This is a genomic window from Parafilimonas sp., assembly GCF_051953455.1.
In the GTDB taxonomy this organism is placed as follows: domain Bacteria; phylum Bacteroidota; class Bacteroidia; order Chitinophagales; family Chitinophagaceae; genus Parafilimonas.
The window spans coordinates 93,830-113,603 of sequence record NZ_JBQCIT010000047.1 but is presented as its reverse complement, the minus strand read 5'-3'; the positions used below and the strand labels follow the sequence as shown (position 1 = coordinate 113,603).

Genomic DNA, 19,774 nt, shown 5'->3' with positions numbered 1-19,774 from the left:
CTGGTAAACACAGCCGGTGCCTATTTCAAGAAGTTTCTCGCCACGGTGCACATTCAATAACTGTGTTTGATAGGCAACGGTATAAGGCTGGGAAATAGTTTGCTCCGCCGCTATGGGAAACGCCCTGTCTTCATAAGCAATCTTATCAAAAGCAGAATCTAAAAAGAAATGCCGTGGCACATTATACATAGCCTCCAGCACTATTTCTGATGTTATGCCTTTTGTGCGTAAAGTGTCAATCAGCTTTTTTCTTAATCCTTTATGCTGGTATGTATCTTCCAGTTTTCTCATTGCTGCAAACCTAAAAAGCTTGCGTTAACTTTCAATAGATGTTGAAGGATTTATTATGATGTCTGATTATCAACATCTGCGCATTATATATCATCTGCCTTAACTTTAAGGAAAATCTACACTTATGAAGAACGCATTAATTGCAGTGATAATCATTATATGTGCTGCCTGCCTGTATGGCTGCAAATCGTCATCTAAAGCAACTCAAAATAATAACATACCGGCAACCGGGGACAACAGTATGAATGCGCTGGACTGGGATGGAATTTACCGCGGCGTTTTACCATGTGCAGACTGCCCCGGCATAGAAACCATTATTTATTTAAACAGAGACCTTACTTATCATATTAAAACCAGGTATCTCAGCAAGCCTGATAATTTGCAGGAAGATTCAGGCAAATTTGTTTGGAACAATGCGGGCAATACTATTACGCTACAAGGTTTAAGCGGAAGGCCCTCCAATTATTTTGTGGGTGAAAATACCTTAACGCAGTTAGATATGGGTGGCAATAAAATAACCGGCGTGCTTGCTGATAAATATATTTTAAGCAAACAGCAATATGCCATTCTTGAAAAATACTGGAAGCTGGTGGAACTGAATGGCAAGCCTGTTATGGTTAACAACGCTATGAGCAAAGAACCTCATATCATATTTAAAATGGATAGCAGCCGCGTTATTGGCAATGGCGGATGCAATAATTTTTTTGGGACATATACACTCGAGGGTGCGAATAAAATAACTATCAAACAGGTTGGCAGTACATTAATGGCCTGCCCAAACAATATGCAAACAGAATCTGAATTTCTTAAAGCCCTGCAGGCTGCGGATAATTATTATATCAATGGCGATGAACTTATTTTAAATAAAACCCGCATGGCGCAACTGGCAAAGTTTAAAACAGTTTATATGCAATGGGATTGAAAGGATTGGGTTTAATATTGATGCTGTATAGTTTTTCCTTGCCATTTTTCTACAGTTACCATTATAGGTTCTTTCTCCATTTTTATGGTTTGTTGGTAATATTGTCTATAATAATCTTTGGTCATTAAGTTAACCTGGTAATTGTAATCTTTGTCTTTCTTTGCATTTGCATAAAGTTTACTTATGAATACATGATCAAAATCTTTGTTAACATAGTTGCTAAGTATACCGTTATCCACTTTTTTTTCATCTATCCAAACACCGTATTGTTTGGGATCTTTAAAAGCCTCAAACTGTTTTACGGTTGGGATAACTTTTGAAAAAGGTTTTGGCGAAGCAAGGAAACCAACAATCTGTTTCCGCTGCTGCTCATCATTCATTTGCTTAAAAATATTTATCAATCTTTGTTTATCTACGGCAGTAATATTGTCACCCAAATACCTTAACCAATTTTTATCCTCTGTTTTATATTTATTAATAATAGCATTATATTCATCCAGTAATTGATTTGATGTGCCTTCCTTGGTTGAACCAATTGTTTTGCCAAAAATATGAGGGCTGGAAGTATCCTGTTTTATTTGCTTACCATCTTGAATATCATCCAACTGCACATCCACAATTTTCATGTTAGCTGTGTCTTTATATTTGATATGAGTTACTGAATCTCTATATTGTAAATCCTCCAATAGAACATCTACAATTTGCATTTTATTTATTTTTTGCGCATAAACTTTTTGGCTGAAGAAAAATACAGCAACCCCAACTACCAGTATCACTGTAATTTGTCTGCATACAGCAGCAACTTTATTTGACGTTGATTTTGTAAGCATGATCAATCGTTTTTTAGTTAATGTATAATTGAAATGATTTGCAATTAAAAAGTTTGCTGTTCCTGTCGATCTGTTTAAAAGCAATAACTGGTATGCTTTTTTATTGTTGCAATATTTTACGGCAGTTTCGTCGGCAAGAAATTCATGGTTAAGCTGAATGGCTTTTTTATAGAAGTATAACACGGGATTAAACCACGCAAACACGAGTAACCATTCAATAAATAAAACATCATATGAATGTTTTTGTTTTACATGTGCAAACTCATGCTGCAGTATCTCATCTTCAACTTTACCGTTTTCAAAATCATTTTTATTAAGAAAGATGTATTTAAAAAAACTGGATGGCGCTGTTTCATTGCCCATCAGCACGAGTATTGCATGATCGCAGGATTGTTTAATGCTCAGTTTTATAATACGGATAATGTCAATAAGATTTTTAAGAAACCTGAATAAAAGAAAACAGGTTATAATTATATATAACAATAGCACCCAGTTATAAAATTGAAAACCTTCTTTTACCAATATTTCCTGATGTGATAATGCATTGCCGGCATTGCCGGAAGAAGATGTATTTGCCGGGTATACAACATTTATTACAGACGTATTATCAGTATAAATTTTAAAAGTAAGCGCCGGTATTATAAATGATAATACAATAGTAACCAGGAGATAAAACCGCTTAAATTGATGAAAGGTTTCTTTTTCCAGCAATACATAATAAATCGTCAGGAAAAGTGTGCCGCAAAGTGCAGTTTTCAAAATGTAGATGATCATTTTTTCTTTTTTTGAATTTGAGCATCAATGATTTTCTTTAACTCCTGTAATTCTTCGGCAGACATATTACCAGATGTTGTAAAGAAGGAAGCAAACTGAAGGGCTGAGTTGCCGAAATAGTTTTTGATAATTCCTTTAACATGCTTTGAGAAATAATCTGATTTTTTTATCAAAGGATAATATTGTCTTGAATTACCAAAAAGTACATAACCAATAATTGCTTTATCCTGCATACGCTTCAAAAGTGTGGCAATAGTTGTTGCAGCAGGCTTAGGTTCGGGATAAGCATCAACAATATCTTTAAAAAATACTTTTTCCTGTTGCCAGATTATTTCCATTAGTTCTTCCTCTTTCCTGGATAGCTTTACATTCTGCATCAATCGAATTATTTCTACAAATGTAGAACAAATGTTAAAAGAAAAAAATATTTTTTATTGCTTGCCAATCTTCACAGCGAGTGCTGAGGTGGGCAGCGCATTAATGGCCTGCCCAAACAATCTGCAAACAGAATCTGAATTTCTTAAAGCCCTGCAGGCTGCGGATAATTATTATATCAATGGCGATGAACTTATTTTAAACAAAGCCCGCATAGTGCCACTGACAAAGTTTAAAACGTTTACTTCGGATAAATAAATACTGAAAGTGCTACTGCCATCCGCCACCCAGCGAACGGTATAGTTGTACCAATGCTATTAACACGTCTTTACGGTTATCATTCAGTTCGAGTTCAGCCTGCAATACACTTTTCTGCGCAGTAATAACTTCAAGATAAGAAGCGTAGCCTGCAACGTATAATTCGTTTGCAGAAGTTACGCCATTACTCAGCTCGTTTACTTCCAGTTGTTTAAGCTTTTGAATATGCCTTTTGTTTTTTATATCGTTCAATCCTATATACACTTCATTAAAACTGTTCAGCAGTGATTGCTGGTATTTATAAAAAGCTTCCTTTTGGGCTGCCCCTGCTAATTGATAATTGCCTTCTATTGCTTTTTTATTGAACAAAGGCGATGTTAGTCCTCCAAGCAAACCATATGTAACGGAGGCAGTATTAAACAGCAGGTTTCCCTTAAAAGAATTTAAACCGAAATAAGGCGTTATGTTTAAAGCAGGCATAAACGCCGCACTGGCCGATGCCACATCGAATTTGGTTGCCTGCAGTTCTAAAGCAGCCTCCTGCACATCGGGCCTTCTTGTTATCATTGCTGATGGGATGCCGGCATATATAATTTGAGGCAACTGCTTTTTTAAGGTGCTGCTGTCCCTTTCAACAGGCTGCGGATAGCGGCCAAGCAGGTAATTTATATGCGCTTCAATTGCTGTTATCTGTTGCTTTGCTTCATATTCATAACCCTGTGTATTGTATAGCTGCGCCTGGAATTGCTGCACGGCAAGAGAGGTGCTTTTGCCTGTTTCCTGCATAATTTTTACAACATCCAAAGCATCCTGCTGGTATTTAATATTTCGCTGAATAATCTTTAATTGGTTATCCAGCGCCAGCAGGTCGTAATAACTTGAAGCAATATCTGCCACCAGCGATGTTACAATAAACTGCCTGCCTTTTTCTGAAGCCAAAACCCTTGCCGCTGAAGCTTTACGGGCATTTTTCAATCTTCCCCAAATATCAATTTCCCAGTTGCTGCGCAGGCCAATAAAATAATCCTGAACAATTGGTTGCGTTACACGTTGCTTGTCGTTTATATTGCCGGAAAGGTTGGTGTCGTAATTGCCTACGCCACTCATGGTATATTTACCATATTTATCAATAGCTGTTGAAACGGCTGCATTTACCGTGGGTTGCAGTGCCCCTTTATTCTTTAATAATTGAGCTTTGGCAGATTCTATTCTTTGCCAGGCAATCTGAATGTCCTGGTTATTAGCCAAAGCCGTATCAATCAGCTTAACCAATAAGCTGTCTTTAAAAAATGCATGCCATTGTATATTGCCAATACCGGTACTGTCTTTGCCCGGTTCTATAAAATTATCAGGAACCTTCTTTAATTCAGGCGTTACAACAGGTTTATAAGTTTTACAACCTGTGGCAATTAAAAGCAATACAATAAGGATATGATAAATGCTGTTATATTTTGTTTTCATCATTGTCTTTATTCAAACGTTTTTTATGATGGTGATAATGTGTGTGCTCATGATGATCGAACTCTTCAGAAAAGGGGATTTCATGCTGGTAAGATGACTCCTTATTTTCTCCTTTTCTTTTCTTTCCAATACTTGCAAACAGAACGTATAAACCGGGTATAATTAAAACCCCGAATATGGTTCCCGCCAGCATACCGCCTGCCGCCGCCGTACCAATTGAACGGTTGCCCATAGCACCGGCGCCGCTGGCCACACAAAGCGGAATAAGCCCTGCAATAAAAGCAAATGAGGTCATCAGTATTGGCCGCAATCTTGATTTGGCTCCCATTACCACAGCTTCTAAAATGGGTATGCCTTTCTGCCGCTGCATTTCGGCAACCTCTACAACCAATATGGCATTTTTGCCCAACAGGCCGATCAGCATTATCAATGCCACCTGTGCATAAATATTATTTTCAAGCCCTAATACCTGCAGGAAGAAAAAGGCGCCGAATATACCTGCCGGTAAGGAAAGCAATACAGATAAAGGCAATGCAAAGCTTTCATATTGTGCAGCCAGCAACAGGTAAACAAATACAAGGCAAATAATAAAAATGTATGCTGCCTGGTTACCGCTTTCAATTTGTTCTCTCGTCATACCGCTCCATTCAATGGTGTAACCTCTTGGCAGTTTTTCTTTGGCAATGGTTTCAATAGCTTTAATAGCATCACCGCTGCTGTAACCTTTAGCTGCATCGCCAGTAATCATAGCCGATGTGTACATGTTATAACGCGTAATTTGTTCAGGGCCCAATACTTTTTCCAGCGTAATAAAAGATGAATACGGCACCATTTCCCCTTTATCATTCTTTACATACAAATTCAAAACATCATTTTCTGTGTTGCGGTACGATGGGGAAGCCTGCAGCATTACCTTGTACATTTGATTAAACCGTATAAAATTGGTGGCATAATAACTGCCCAGCAGGGTTTGCAAAGTGCTCATGGCATTATCAATGCTTACACCTTTTTGCGCCGCCATATCCTGGTCAACATGAATTATATATTGGGGAAAGTTGGGATTGAAGCTGGTATAAGCGCCTGCAATAGCCGGGTCATCATTCAATTGCTCTATAAAATCTTTTGTTACATTGGCCGTAGCAGCAAGCCCGGTGGCTTTATTTTTATTCAATAACCTTAATTCAAAACCGCTTGCATTACCGAATCCAGGAACTGTTGGCGGCGAAAAATATTCAATGGAAGCATCAGCAATATATTTTGTTTTTTTATTCAGCATTTCTATTACTTCATCAATGCTTTCTTTACGATCTTCCCATGTTTTAAGGTTGATCATTGCCATGCCATAAGAAGCGCCTGATATTTCGCTCATTAAACTATAACCGGCTAGTGTGCTGATGTTATCTACCTGCGGCATATCTTTCGCTGCCAGTTCAATTTCATCCAGTATTTTTTCCGTTCTGTCAACTGTTGATCCTGGTGGTGTGGTAACGTTTACATAAATCATACTCTGGTCTTCAGAAGGAATAAAACCTGTGGGCAAAATGGTGGCTATTCCCCCTGTAGCCAAACAGAAAAACACGAAAAGAGCAAGTGTTACAAGCTTACGGCCGGCAAGCTTTCCCACAAGACCGGCATATTTATTTTCCACTTTATTATAACCATTATTAAAACCACCAAACAGGCGTTGCAATAAGCTTTTCTTAGGTTTTGTGCTATGCTTTAACATTAAAGCGCACAATGCCGGAGTAAACGTTAAGGCATTAATACCAGATATAACAATGGAGATAGCCAGCGTTAACGAGAATTGTCTGTAAAACACGCCCACCGGGCCCGACAGGAACGCAACTGGTATAAACACGGCCGACATAACAAGCGTTATGGCAATGATAGCCCCGCTTATTTCTTCCATTGCTTCTACTGTGGCTTCCAATGGCGGCAGGTGCTTTTCCGTCATTTTCACATGCACTGCCTCTACCACTACAATTGCATTATCTACTACTATACCTATGGCCAGCACCAATGCAAACAGTGTTAGCATATTTAAGGAGAAGCCAAGCATTTGCATAAATGCCAGCGAGCCTACCAATGCTACAGGAACAGCGAGCGCCGGAATAATGGTTGAACGAAAATCCTGCAGGAAAATAAATACAACAACGAACACAAGCAGGAAAGCTTCTATCAATGTGCGCACTACCTCATGAATGCTGGCATCTAAAAACCTTGATACATCATAAGCATAATTGTACGTCATGGCGGGCGGGAAAGAAGTTTCTTTTAACTCTTCCATCTTGGCCTTGATATTATTGATAACATCTCTTGCATTGCTGCCCGGCCTTTGCTTAATCATGATGGAAGCAGAAGGGCGGCCATTTGTTTTGGACGACATATCATAACTCTCTGTGCCAAATTCAACAGTTGCAATATCTTTCAGCTTTAAAATGGTGCCATCGGGCTGCGCCCGCAATACAACCGCTTCATAAGCTTCGGGTGTATTAAACTTACCGGTATATTTTAATACAAACTGTGCTACCTGGTTGCCTTTGCCTGAGTTTTCCCCAATTACGCCCGGGGCTGCTTCTATATTCTGCCTACGCAACGCTTCTATCACTTCTTCGGTAGAAATATTATAAGCCAGCATGCGGTCTGGCTTTAGCCAGACCCGCATGGCATAATCACGCACGCCCATTATATCAACAAGGCCAACGCCTTCAATGCGCTTTAATTCCTGCAATACATTTATATCGGTGAAGTTGTAAATAAATTCTTCATTTACCGTGCTGTCCTCACTAAATATGTTTAAAAAGAGCAGCATGCTGTTTACTTCTTTTTCAGTTGTAACACCGGCACGAATTACCTCTTCCGGCAATTCGTCTAATATGGTGGTTACCCTGTTTTGTACATTCACCGCTGCCTGGTCGGGATCAGTTCCCACTTTAAACATTACCTGTATCTGCGTAACACCATTGTTACTGCTAACGGAATTCATGTAAGTCATGCCAGGCACACCATTAATAGCACGCTCCAGTGGTATGGCAACTGCATTGGCGCATACTTCGGCATTGGCGCCGTTATAGGTGGCTGTAACCACGACAGATGGCGGAACGATATCGGGGAATTGTGTAACCGGCAATGAAAACAGCGCCAGTACACCAAGCAATACTATAATAAGCGATATAACAAGCGAAAGCACGGGCCTTCGTATAAATATTTCAACCATTTAAATAACTTTAATCGTGCTGTATCAATAATTATTTGAACAAAATGCAACCGGCAGCTGATGCAGAAAAGCATCGGCTATATGCCGTAGGGATATTTATGATTAACGCGCAGCGAGGAGGCTATCGGCTGCCAGCATGCGTGGTTCTATACGCATACCATCACGTATATTTTGTACCCCTTCATACACAATTTTATCGCCAGCCTTAAGACCTGACTGCACTACAAAATAGCGGTCTATCCTGGTGCGTGGCACAAAGGTTTTCATCTTAACGGTACTGTCTGTATTCAGTACAAAAACATAGTTTTTATCCTGTACATCAAACACAGCTTTTTGTGGCACCATTAAAGCATTATGCACGTGGGTAGTGATGCTGATTTTACCTGTAGATCCGTGTTTTAAAATTTTGTCGGGATTGGGAAACCTTGCCCGGAAAGCGATAGAGCCTGTGCCCTGGTCAAACTCCCCTTCCATGGTTTCTATTTTACCGCTGCTGCCATATACTGAACCATCGGAGAGAATGAGTTTTACATTATTATCAGGAAGATTCCTGTTTGCTTGCAGGTTACGCACATGTTCGAGGTATTCATTTTCAGAGACCCTGAAATAAGCTAATACTTCAGAAAGGTCTGAAACAGTGGTAAGCAGGTCGCCTTCATTTATAAGGCTGCCCAGCTTAAGCGGTATACGGTCTATTACACCATTAAAAGGCGCCCTTACTAAAGTGTACGATAAATGCAGGTTTGCTTCATCTTCCATTGCCTGCTGTTCATTCAGCCGGGCTTGCGCACCTTTTAGTTTTGACTGGGCTAATTCAAGCTCTGTTCTTGATATAACTTTTTTATCAACCAGCAACTGTATTCTTTTTATCTCCAGTTCAGATGCATGTACTGCTGCTTTTGCATCGGCTACGCCCGCCCTTGCTTTGGCAAGGTCGAGCTGAAACTGCTGATCATTTAATTTAAATAAGGGCTGGCCTTTTGTTACAGACTTGCCTTCATCCACATAAATTTTCTCAAGATAGCCCTGCAGTTTGGAACGTATCTCCACATTTTGAACAGCCTGTACATCGGCTACATAACCATTTTGAAGGCTTGTATCTTCCGGATTTAATTGTATAACAGGCAATACCGGAATTTCTTTTTGCTTTTTGCTTTCAGTATTAGAACTACAGCCTGCAATAGCAATAACAATAGCGCAATAAATAATAGGTTTTATATTCATCGTTACAAATTTTTGGTTTAATCGTGCTCATATGGCTATAAGCAATACCACAGGTATTCAATATGTAACAATGAAATCAGAAAGGTGTTAAGCGAAAGAGAAAATGATGATGTGCCGGAACACTGAATGTTCTGTTGCAAGCCGTAAGGCATTGCAATGTTGTTGCGGTAATTATTTTATAATTGTATTCAAAACTATTTTTTCTAGAATTTTCTTTCAAGCGAAACTGTTGGGTGCGGGACGTTTGCTTATCAATTTTAAAACTAAACAGTTCATGACCATCGCCATTTAAATCCATATTTAACAGACCGCCTAAAATTTGAAGCAACGACACATCATCCTGCGAAGTTGCTTTTATGGCATCAGAAATTGAATCTATTGTATTATTGGCAAATGGTTGCACAGCATAAGATACATTTCTTAAGCCGAAACAAAAGAGCACCAAAAAACAAAGCCATTTTAATATATAGGTTTTGTATTTTTTATGCAGCAACAATAATTAAAAAGATTTTTAAGTGAAATAAATGCTATCGCCGTAAAGATAAATTAAAGGAATGAAAACAGGGCCTGTCGCATTTTTAAGTTTTCTTAAAATAACACGCGTATGTAACACTTGACTTTGTTTACAATGGATGCACTTTCAAATTCCCCCAATTGTTAAAAATTTGTATCTTGCAGCCAGCAAATAATAATGAAATTTCTCTCTTCCAATTTAGATCTGCTCAATCACTAACACGCCGTTTTATACGACGAAGCCGTTTTATACTCTGTTATCATTTCATTATTCACTACTCATCATTCATTACTTTTTATGCTTACTCATACTATATCCAAAAAAGCCCGGCATTATTTACAGTTAGAAGAAGAATTTGGCGCACATAATTATCATCCTTTGCCCGTGGTTTTGGAAAAAGGCCAGGGCGTTTTTTTGTGGGATGTTGAAGGAAAAAGATATTATGATTTTCTAAGCGGTTATTCTGCTGTTAACCAGGGACATTGTCATCCGCGCATTGTGAAGGCGTTGATTGAACAGGCACAAAAACTTACACTCACATCCCGTGCTTTTTATAATAATCTTTTAGGAGAATATGAAAAATTCATGACCGCATTATTTGGTTATGATAAACTGCTGCCAATGAATACAGGCGTTGAAGCAGTGGAAACAGCCATTAAACTTTGCCGCCGCTGGGGATATGAAAAAAAGGGTATTAAAGATGGTGAAGCAAAGATTATTGTTTGCGCAGATAACTTTCATGGAAGAACCACAACGGTTATTTCATTTAGCACCGACCCTTTATCCAATTCAAAATTTGGCCCGTTTACACCCGGGTTTGTTGTTATTCCATATAATGATATAAATGCTTTACAAAAAGCTTTGGAAGATAAAACCGTTGCTGGTTTTTTGATTGAACCTATACAAGGTGAGGCCGGTGTGGTGGTGCCGGATGAAGGCTATCTTTCCAAAGCCAAGCAATTATGCGAAGCATATAATGTTTTGTTCATTGCGGATGAAATACAAACAGGACTTGGCCGCACAGGAAAAATGCTTGCATGCGATCATGAGCATATAAAGCCGGATATTTTAATTCTTGGCAAAGCATTGAGCGCCGGCACAACCCCTGTGTCTGCAGTATTGGCCAACAATGAAATCATGCTGAACATAAAGCCCGGTGAGCATGGCTCTACGTATGGCGGTAATCCGTTGGCATGCGCTGTTGCAATAGAATCAATAAAAGTGTTGCAGGAAGAAAGCATGATTGAAAATGCTGCAACAATGGGAACCCTGCTGCGCAATGAATTGCAGCAATTAAGCTCGCCTTTTATATCCACGATTCGCGGCAAAGGTTTGCTGAACGCCATCGTAATTGAACATGCGAATAAAGAAGCAGCGTGGGAGCTTTGTCTTCAGCTTAAAGAAAATGGTTTACTGGCAAAACCAACGCATGGCGATAAAATACGTTTTGCGCCACCGCTTGTTATTTCAAAACAACAAATACTGGAATGCGTTGATATTATTAACCGCTCACTAAAAGATGGTTTAGGTTAATTATAAAATTAATCCCGGTCTTTAGTTTTAGTTTGCCACAAATGCAGGAATAGAAACCTTGCATTTGTGGCACTAATACTTACTGCATTATAATCCTACAAAATTTTTTAAGGAACAAAAGCTTTGTAAGCAATAAGCTTTCCTGACGTAGAAACAGTATAGGTTTCACCAGCTAAAACAGCAACTGCTTCTCCCCTTTTCGCTGCAATATTATTACTGCCTTTTGCATTAAGTGTGCCTTCTATTATAACGATAATATCAAGCGAAGTTGCTTCTGCTTCATAAACTTCCCCCTCACTTAATTCTATTTTACTAATGCCGAAATCAGGAACGGGACAGGGATAATTTTTTTCACCGCTCGTAAGGTCTATCCCTTTCATCACATTCGGTTCAATGCCTTCAAATATGATATGCTTTATTAATTCTGGCACATCAATATGTTTTGGTGTAAGGCCACCGCGTAATACATTATCGCTGTTTGCCATCAGCTCTACATTTTGCCCTTCAAGATATGCATGCGGCAAACCGGCGCCCTGAAACACAGCTTCACCGGGATTTGTTTTTACAATATTAAAAAAGTAAATAGAAAATATACCGCGGTCGAGGTTGGAAAAATTTTCCTGCTGTTCGTACAATTTTGCAACCCACCAGCCTGCGTCAGCTTTTGTAAGTTCATTATTTTTTTTGCGGTTAATTTCTCTTTCAACAAGTGGCGTAAGCAAGGCATCAACTTCCACCTGCGGCATCAGCATCACATGTTCATATAAACCTTTATAGCCTTTGTTCATAACAAGGCTTTCAAAATATTTAAATTCAGGCACAGTTTGCAAAACTTTCAGCAATTTATCTTCACTTAAAAAACCATGCAGCAGCCAGAATTCGCTTAAGGCAACCATTACTTCGGGCTTATGATTTTTATCCTTATAATTGCGGTGCGGTGCATTAATAGAAACACCGTTTGCTTCTTCCTCATTAAACCCTTTTTCCGCAGATTCTTTTGAAGGATGTACCTGTATGCTGAGCATATCTTTTACATCAAGGATTTTAAAAAGATACGGTAGCTCGCCAAAAGCTGTAGCCGTTTTTTCACCAATAATTGAATTGGCATCTTGTTGAATTAAGTTGTATAAATTTTCTTCTTTTCCGTCAACAATCAATGCAGATGAGGCTGACGGATGAGCGCCCATCCAATACTCTGCAAACGGTTTGTTTTCTTTGTTTTCAATTGCCAGCCAGTGCGGAATATATGCAGTGCCGCCCCAGGCATAATGTTGAACTTTTCCTTTCAGTTTGAAAATTTTATCTTGTAGCATAATCAACCCTTTATTTTATGTCGGGATGGAACAAAACTACCGGAAACAAAGGAGAAGACCTTGCCGCAATTTATCTTTCCGGGAAAGGTTATGAGATCATTGAACGCAACTGGCGTTTTCGTTATGCTGAGGTGGATATAATTGCTGCGATGGATGACCGTCTTCACTTCTTTGAAATAAAAACAAGAACCACTTCTAAATATGGCAAGCCTGAAGAAAGCATGAGCCATAAGAAAATGAAGATGCTGAAAATAGCGGCCGAAGAATATCAATACCGGAACCCGCAATGGAAATACCTGCAGTTTGATGTGCTGGCCATCACCATAGAATATGGCATACCAACAGAATATTTTTTAATTGAAGATGTTTACTTTTAAAACTCTCCTGCAAGTTTAGTCTCTATAAACAATGTCAGGAATGATTATTCTTTTTTTCTTCTTCAATTATATCAGCTTCAAGTTTTTCTTTTTTAAGCGTAACCCTTATACGCGCATAAATGCTGATATAAATATTGGCAACCCAAACTATTGAAAAGAAGGCTATAAGATAGCCTTTCCAGTCAGTATATAATAACTGAAACTTTGTTATAACCAGCATCAACGCTGTTATGTAATGACTGAAACAATATTCGCAGGTAAATAAATAAAAGAACTTCTTTTTCCAAAGATTTCTGCTTTCATTTTTGCACTTCAAGCAGTAGTTTTTTATTTCGGCAAAAATTTCTTCGTGCGTAACCGTCCATGCAATGCAGGCAACAGGTATTGCAATTATGAATAAAGCCGCTACAGCTTTTCCTGTTATTATAAAATCCTGCATAAATAATTATTTACCTGCTTTTATGGGATGTGTTGTTACATTTTCAAAAGAGCCTTTTTTCTCCATTTCCACGGTTTCAGTCCACACTGCATAATCATTCGGATAAATGCGCCGGCCTTTAAAATGCGCATAATTTTTTGTGAAGGCTGCGCCTCCGTATAAAATAATAGATGAATAGTACACCCACAACAAAATAAGAATGATAGAGCCGGCAGCGCCGTAAGTATTGCCAATATTTCTCGTGCCGAGATAAAAACCAATGGCGAATTTACCAAGCATAAAAAGTAAAGCTGTTGTTATGGCGCCGGTAAGCACATCGCGCCATTTTATTTTGGCATCGGGCAGCACTTTAAAAATGATGGAGAACAATAATGTTATAATTAAAAAAGTAATAAAAAGATTAATGCCATACGCCATTTTTGCTTCCAGCCCTATATTGGGAAATAAACTTATGAGATTAGGCATAAGAGCGCCTAAAAAAATATCCAATATGGTATTTATCAGTAATGATACCAGCAAAATAAAACTTACGCTCGCAATAATCGAAAAACTTAAAAGCCGGTTTAATAAAATCTTTATCCATCCTCTTTTTGGTTTGGCTTTTAGGCCCCATATTAAATTAATGGAATCCTGTATTTCGCCAAACACGCTTGTGGCGCCTATTACCAAAGCTATAATGCTTGCAAAAGAAGCGAACCAGTTACCCTGTTTTATAGTTGCTTTTTTAATAAGCTCCTGTATTTGCAAAGCCGCATCACTGCCCACAAATGATTTTATTTCATGATAGATGGAACCTTCAATTGCACCTCTTCCAAAAAAAATTGCAGAAAGACTAATTATTAAAATGAGCACAGGAGCAATGGAGAAAATAGTATAATAAGCCAGTGCGGCACTCATACGCGTAATGCGGCAATCAGTAAAATCACTGCCCGTATCTTTTAATATTTTCCATAAACCTCTAAAAGTAAGCTTAACTTTTTCAGGTTTTTCTACAGTAATGTTTTGATTAGAATTATCCATCATGCAGCCTGCATATTTAAATATGAAATATAACAACAAACACATAACAAAAAGCCGGCTAAAAATGAAGCCGGCCTTTTTTATTCATCACATTATCACTCACCTTCTTTTATCGTTATTATCATTTCGCTGTGGTTTTCTTTTAGCCACGTCGTTATTTTTTTGTTTTTGCTGTGATTTTACAGCTTTGGCGGGTCTTGCTTTTTGCTGATTTTTTTTCACCACCTGGTTTTTAAGCTGACTATTTACAGGCTTTCTGTTTACTGATTGCGGTTTCTTTACTGCTTCTTTTTTATTGGCCTTATTTACCGCCTGTTTGTTAACCGTTGTTTTCCCGTTGTTTTTATTAATGGATGTTTTAGTGTTTGCTTTTACCGAAGTTTGTTTTTTGTTAACCGTTACTTTATCGGTTCTTCTATTTACTGTAACAGCATTTTTATTCTTATTCACCGTTGTTTTATTATTACTGTTTTTATTCACTACAACGGTTTTGCTATTATTAATTGCCGGCCTGTAAACATTTACTGTATTATTATTAACAACAGTTCTGCCAGGTCTTGAAGAATTGGAAACTGTATACGTTTTAACCTTCATTCGATTAACCCTTTCAACATCCTGCCTTCTCGGGCCTGCCACATAATGCACGTTATTTCTTACAGTAACATTATTTACAACCGTAGTATTTCTAATAATAGTTACGTTACGCCCGCGCGGCACATAATAACGGCTTATGGCCGGGCTTGTTATATACCTGTGCGGGGCAAATACCCACCAGTTTGCAGGTATGGTATTGAAATTAACGTTTACATTTAACCCCGGCGATAATGGCGCCCATCCGTAATAGTCACCGCCGCCTCTCCATGCAACCCATGCAGGTGCCCATTCATAACCAGGCACCCAATACCAGCCATAATTAGTATTATAATTCCATCTGCCGTAATGAAAAGGCGCCCACCCCCAGTCATAATCTGAAACCCAGGTCCAGCCATAATTTGTATAAGCCCAATGACCACCGGTTGAATAAGGAACGAAATTCCTGTCATTGCTTATCCATACTTGTCCATAAGTGGAATTATTCATCCAGCGGCCATAAGGTTTAAGTGAGTTATAAAACACAGAAAAACTTACATTGACCGCCTGCGATTGCGCTTCATTAACATGCACCGATCCTGCGCCAACCAAAACTGCAAGCAGGTATATTTTAAATAATTTTTTCATATACGTCAATTTATTTATGAAATCATTTTATACTAATAAGAAACAAAACCGCGCCAAAAGATTACAGGTTATTTGTTAAAAGAAAAACAGTGCAGGAACCTCGATTAACCTCATGGGGATTAACAACTTCATTATTATACATTTGCAGCTATGGCATTCAATTTCAGCCTGAAAAATACTGATACAAATTCCAAAGCAAGGGCAGGAAAAATTACTACGGCGCATGGCGAAATTTTAACGCCCATTTTTATGCCTGTTGGCACTGTTGGCAGCGTAAAAGCCGTTACACAGCAGCAACTTTACCAGGAAGTAAAAGCACAGATAATATTAGGTAATACTTATCATTTATATCTCAGGCCGGGAACAGAAATACTCAATAAAGCAGGCGGGCTACATAAGTTTATGCATTGGAATAAACCTATTCTTACCGATAGCGGCGGCTACCAGGTTTTTTCGCTGGCTCAAAACAGGAAAATAAAAGAAGAAGGCGTTTTATTTCAAAGCCATATAGATGGCAGCCGTCATTTATTTTCACCTGAAAAAGTAATGGATATACAGCGCCATATCGGTGCTGATATTATCATGGCATTTGATGAATGCCCGCCCGGTGAAAGCGAATATAATTATGCTAAAAACAGTTTAATGCTCACGCAGCGGTGGCTTGACAGGTGCATCAGCCATCTTAATTCAACGGAGCCATTATATGGTTATGAACAAAACCTGTTTCCTATTGTGCAGGGCAACCAGTTTCATGACCTGCGGAAAATTTCCTGTGAATACGTTGCATCAAAACAGGCGCCCGGCAATGCTATCGGCGGTCTTAGTGTGGGCGAACCTGAAGCAGTAATGTATGAAATAACTGCGCTTTGCTGTGAGCATTTGCCTGCTGATAAACCACGTTATTTAATGGGCGTTGGCACACCCTGGAACATACTGGAATGCATAAGCCTTGGCGTGGATATGTTTGATTGTGTTATGCCCACGCGCAATGGCCGCAATGGCATGCTGTTTACAACCAACGGTGTTATTAATATAAAAAATAAAAAATGGGCTGATGATTTTACACCTATTGATGAAGGTTTGCCAAATGAAATAAGTCATTATTACACCAAGGCTTATTTACGGCATTTATTTGTGGCTGATGAATTATTGGGCTTAACTATTGCCAGCCTGCAAAATCTCTGTTTATATTTATGGCTGGTGAACGAAGCAAGAAACGAAATAATAAAAGGTACATTTACTTCATGGAAAAGTTCCATGACCGAACGACTTAAACAAAGATTATAATGCCGGGCCACCACTTTCCCGGCTTTCTTACTTACCAACTAATTAACGAATTATCATCCCAACTATAATTTATTTTTGCCTGCTTTAATACAAATGAAAAAACTCGACTGGTACATACTCAAAAAATTCCTGGTAACTTTTTTCTTTTGTATTCTCTTGTTTACGGTTATTGCCGTAGTGGTTGATATAAGCGAAAAAACGGATGATTACGTAAAAGCCGGCCTTTCTGCAACACAGGTTTTCACACAATATTATCTTGGGTTTATTCCCTTTATTGATTCGCTGCTGTTTCCTTTATTTGTATTGATAGCGGTAATATTCTTTACATCCAAAATGGCGGGCCGCAGCGAAATTATAGCCATTCTTGCCAGTGGCACCACTTACAACCGCATGTTATTGCCCTATTGGATCGGCGGCAGTTTTCTTGCCCTTCTGCTCATGTTTGCACTGGCATTTGTGATACCAACAGCCAACGTTAAAAAAACATCTTTTGAAGAAAAATATATCAATGTAAACTCCACCTATAATCCACTCGTGGAAAACCGCCAGCGCAGTATTTATTTCAGGATTGATTCTTTTACTTATGCGGGCATACGCAATTACGATACAACATCAAAATACGGCGGCCCTTTTTTCATGCACCGCATAAAAGGAAATGAACTTATTTATAACCTGAGGGCACAATCGATACAATGGGATACAGCAACCAAAAAATGGAAACTCTCCAATACGGTTGAACGCACATTTTCCGGCATTAGCGAAAAAATAAAAACGCAAAACTCCATGATGCTGAACCCATCTTTTAAACCGCTCGACCTCAGCCGCGATGAATATGCAAAAGACAAACTGAATTCGCCACAGCTTCGTCAATATATAAAAGACCAGGAACTTCGCGGAACAGAAGGCTTAAATACATTGCAGGTGGAAGAATACCGCCGCCTGGCAACACCGGTAGCGGTGTTAATCCTCACACTTATCGGCGCTGTAATTGCCAGCCGCAAAGTAAGAGGCGGCAGCGGCGCACATATTGCCATTGGCTTTGTTGCAGGTGCACTGTTTATTTTAATGGACAGGTTCTCTACCATATTTTCCACCAAGGGAAACCTGCCGCCGGTAATAGCAGCATGGCTGCCCAATATTATTTTTACCTTTGTTGCCATCTATTTTTATCGCAAAGCGCCGAAATAAAATCGCGTTATTTTTATCGCAAATACTCAATTTAAACGCTAAGTACTATCTTTAGCCGCCTGCATTTACCGCGGAAACATTTACCCTATAGCAGTGTGAATGAAGATTTTTTTAGTAGTATGAAAAAGCATTATCCGCTGCTTGCCAGGCCAACAGTTTGCAAACAATTATCAGCTAAAAATAAATATTAATTCATGGACGCATTAAGAGCGAAGTTTAAAGAAAAGGCCGATATAGCTGCCGCGGAAATCAAGGAAATTCTTGCTAAAAATGGCAACAAAGTAATTGGAGAAGTAAAACTGTCTCAAATATACCAGGGCATGCGTGGCATGACAGGCCTGGTAACCGAAACAAGCCTGCTTGATGCACAGGAGGGTATCCGTTTTCGCGGCTATACCATACCTGAATTAAGGGAAAAATTGCCGAAAGCGCCCGGCGGTACAGAACCTTTGCCCGAAGGCCTTTTTTATTTATTACTGCTTGGTGAAATACCTACTGTGGCTGACACTGATGCCATAACAGCTATCTGGCAGCGCAGAAGCCATATACCCAATCATGTTTTTGGTGCAATTGATGCACTGCCTCTTTCTGCGCATCCAATGACAATGTACGTTACCGGTATTATGGCCCTGCAAACGGAAAGCAAGTTTGCAAAACAATATGCAGCCGGTATGAATAAAAAAGATTACTGGGCTGCAGTTTTTGATGATACTATGGATTTGCTTGCCCGCATACCACACATTGCAGCTTACGTGTACAGGCGGAAGTATAAAAACAACGAACATATTAACCCAAATGGTTTACTGGACTGGGCCGGAAACCTGGCGCACATGCTCGGTTATACAAGGGATAGCTTTAAAGCATTGATGCGTTTATATATGACCATACATTCCGACCATGAAGGGGGCAATGTTTCTGCACACACAACGCATCTTGTGGGTTCTGCATTAAGCGATCCATATTTATCTTATGCTGCAGGCATGAATGGCCTCGCAGGTCCCCTTCACGGTTTGGCTAACCAGGAAGTTATAAAGTGGATATTTGAAATGCAGGAAGAGCTCAATACAAAATCGCCCACCAAAGAACAGATCGAAAAATATGTAAGGAAAACATTGAAAGAAGGCAAGGTGGTTCCCGGTTATGGACATGCCGTGTTGCGCAAAACCGATCCCCGCTTTATAGCGCAAATGGAATTTGGTAAAAGACACATGCCCGATGACCCGCTTGTACAAACTGTTTGGAATATTTATGAAACGGTGCCGCCCATTCTCCAAAGCCTTGGAAAAGTAAAAAACCCCTGGCCAAATGTGGATGCGCACAGCGGCGCATTGCTTGTGCATTATGGCCTTGTTGAATACGAGTTTTATACCGTATTATTTGCAGTGAGCCGCGCTTTGGGCGTATTGGCAAGTTTATGCTGGGACAGGGCTTTAGGCTTCCCGCTGGAAAGGCCAAAATCTGTCACAACTGAATCCGTTAAGCTCTGGCTCGAAGGCAAAGATGAAATTTGGGATGCTTAAGTTATAAGCATTC

18 protein-coding genes are annotated in these 19,774 nt (G+C 39.2%); 7 read left to right on the top strand and 11 right to left on the bottom strand.

Annotation, left to right across the window (positions count from 1 at the left end; genetic code table 11):
- The coding region (locus ACTHN6_RS16895; protein WP_440436955.1) for a protein-L-isoaspartate O-methyltransferase family protein at positions 1-291 on the bottom strand (291 nt) is incomplete at its 3' end.
- A 124-nt stretch (positions 292-415) separates the two neighbouring features.
- Between ACTHN6_RS16895 and ACTHN6_RS16890 the strand changes: the two genes are divergently transcribed.
- On the top strand, positions 416-1,213 hold the full coding sequence (locus ACTHN6_RS16890; protein WP_440436954.1) for a copper resistance protein NlpE N-terminal domain-containing protein: 798 nt from the start codon (positions 416-418) through the stop codon (positions 1,211-1,213).
- A gap of 11 nt (positions 1,214-1,224) precedes the next feature.
- Here ACTHN6_RS16890 and ACTHN6_RS16885 read toward each other — a convergent pair whose 3' ends face one another.
- Positions 1,225-2,817, bottom strand: a complete 1,593-nt coding sequence (locus ACTHN6_RS16885) for a M56 family metallopeptidase (protein ID WP_440436953.1) — start codon at positions 2,815-2,817, stop codon at positions 1,225-1,227.
- Positions 2,814-3,194 (bottom strand): BlaI/MecI/CopY family transcriptional regulator, encoded by a 381-nt coding sequence (locus tag ACTHN6_RS16880; protein WP_440436952.1) that lies wholly within the window; start codon positions 3,192-3,194, stop codon positions 2,814-2,816. The genes ACTHN6_RS16885 and ACTHN6_RS16880 overlap by 4 nt, the downstream gene beginning before the upstream one ends.
- 61 nt (positions 3,195-3,255) lie before the next feature.
- Here ACTHN6_RS16880 and ACTHN6_RS16875 point away from each other — a divergent pair, with 61 nt between their 5' ends.
- Positions 3,256-3,450 carry an META domain-containing protein gene (locus tag ACTHN6_RS16875; protein WP_440436951.1) on the top strand — a complete coding sequence of 65 codons (195 nt, stop codon included), beginning with the start codon at positions 3,256-3,258 and terminating at the stop codon, positions 3,448-3,450.
- Between the two features lie 12 nt (positions 3,451-3,462).
- On the opposite strand, the gene ACTHN6_RS16870 is transcribed toward ACTHN6_RS16875, so the two are convergent.
- The 4 genes from ACTHN6_RS16870 to ACTHN6_RS16855 all read right to left on the bottom strand — a co-directional run bounded on the left by ACTHN6_RS16870 (position 3,463) and on the right by ACTHN6_RS16855 (position 9,755).
- The gene (locus ACTHN6_RS16870) at positions 3,463-4,914 is read right to left on the bottom strand and encodes a TolC family protein (RefSeq protein WP_440436950.1); all 1,452 of its coding nucleotides are present in this window, start codon (positions 4,912-4,914) and stop codon (positions 3,463-3,465) included.
- A complete protein-coding gene (locus tag ACTHN6_RS16865) occupies positions 4,895-8,128 on the bottom strand; it encodes an efflux RND transporter permease subunit (protein WP_440436949.1) in 3,234 nt (1,077 codons plus the stop codon). Before ACTHN6_RS16865 ends, ACTHN6_RS16870 begins: the two co-directional genes overlap by 20 nt.
- A gap of 102 nt (positions 8,129-8,230) precedes the next feature.
- Positions 8,231-9,352: an efflux RND transporter periplasmic adaptor subunit gene (locus tag ACTHN6_RS16860; protein WP_440436948.1), complete on the bottom strand. Its 1,122-nt coding sequence runs from the start codon at positions 9,350-9,352 to the stop codon at positions 8,231-8,233.
- Between the two features lie 76 nt (positions 9,353-9,428).
- Positions 9,429-9,755 carry a hypothetical protein gene (locus tag ACTHN6_RS16855; protein WP_440436947.1) on the bottom strand — a complete coding sequence of 109 codons (327 nt, stop codon included), beginning with the start codon at positions 9,753-9,755 and terminating at the stop codon, positions 9,429-9,431.
- Positions 9,756-10,163: 408 nt separating this feature from the next.
- Here ACTHN6_RS16855 and rocD point away from each other — a divergent pair, with 408 nt between their 5' ends.
- Complete coding sequence (rocD, locus tag ACTHN6_RS16850) at positions 10,164-11,399, top strand: ornithine--oxo-acid transaminase (RefSeq protein ID WP_440436946.1); 1,236 nt, start codon at positions 10,164-10,166, stop codon at positions 11,397-11,399.
- A 107-nt stretch (positions 11,400-11,506) separates the two neighbouring features.
- Here the strand turns inward: rocD and manA are convergent, their stop codons facing one another.
- The gene (gene manA / locus ACTHN6_RS16845; protein WP_440436945.1) at positions 11,507-12,712 is read right to left on the bottom strand and encodes a mannose-6-phosphate isomerase, class I; all 1,206 of its coding nucleotides are present in this window, start codon (positions 12,710-12,712) and stop codon (positions 11,507-11,509) included.
- Between the two features lie 17 nt (positions 12,713-12,729).
- Between manA and ACTHN6_RS16840 the strand changes: the two genes are divergently transcribed.
- Complete coding sequence (locus tag ACTHN6_RS16840) at positions 12,730-13,089, top strand: YraN family protein (RefSeq protein ID WP_440436944.1); 360 nt, start codon at positions 12,730-12,732, stop codon at positions 13,087-13,089.
- Between the two features lie 34 nt (positions 13,090-13,123).
- On the opposite strand, the gene ACTHN6_RS16835 is transcribed toward ACTHN6_RS16840, so the two are convergent.
- From ACTHN6_RS16835 to ACTHN6_RS16825, 3 genes are all read right to left on the bottom strand, one after another.
- A complete protein-coding gene (locus tag ACTHN6_RS16835; protein ID WP_440436943.1) occupies positions 13,124-13,528 on the bottom strand; it encodes a hypothetical protein in 405 nt (134 codons plus the stop codon).
- A 6-nt stretch (positions 13,529-13,534) separates the two neighbouring features.
- A complete protein-coding gene (locus ACTHN6_RS16830) occupies positions 13,535-14,551 on the bottom strand; it encodes a YihY/virulence factor BrkB family protein (RefSeq protein ID WP_440436942.1) in 1,017 nt (338 codons plus the stop codon).
- 96 nt (positions 14,552-14,647) lie between these two features.
- Positions 14,648-15,766 (bottom strand): DUF6600 domain-containing protein, encoded by a 1,119-nt coding sequence (locus ACTHN6_RS16825; protein ID WP_440436941.1) that lies wholly within the window; start codon positions 15,764-15,766, stop codon positions 14,648-14,650.
- Between the two features lie 150 nt (positions 15,767-15,916).
- Between ACTHN6_RS16825 and tgt the strand changes: the two genes are divergently transcribed.
- The 3 genes from tgt to ACTHN6_RS16810 all read left to right on the top strand — a co-directional run bounded on the left by tgt (position 15,917) and on the right by ACTHN6_RS16810 (position 19,761).
- On the top strand, positions 15,917-17,053 hold the full coding sequence (tgt, locus tag ACTHN6_RS16820; protein ID WP_440436940.1) for a tRNA guanosine(34) transglycosylase Tgt: 1,137 nt from the start codon (positions 15,917-15,919) through the stop codon (positions 17,051-17,053).
- 93 nt (positions 17,054-17,146) lie between these two features.
- The gene (locus ACTHN6_RS16815; RefSeq protein WP_440436939.1) at positions 17,147-18,241 is read left to right on the top strand and encodes an LptF/LptG family permease; all 1,095 of its coding nucleotides are present in this window, start codon (positions 17,147-17,149) and stop codon (positions 18,239-18,241) included.
- Between the two features lie 194 nt (positions 18,242-18,435).
- Positions 18,436-19,761, top strand: a complete 1,326-nt coding sequence (locus tag ACTHN6_RS16810) for a citrate (Si)-synthase, eukaryotic (protein ID WP_440436938.1) — start codon at positions 18,436-18,438, stop codon at positions 19,759-19,761.
- Positions 19,762-19,774: the final 13 nt, after the last annotated feature.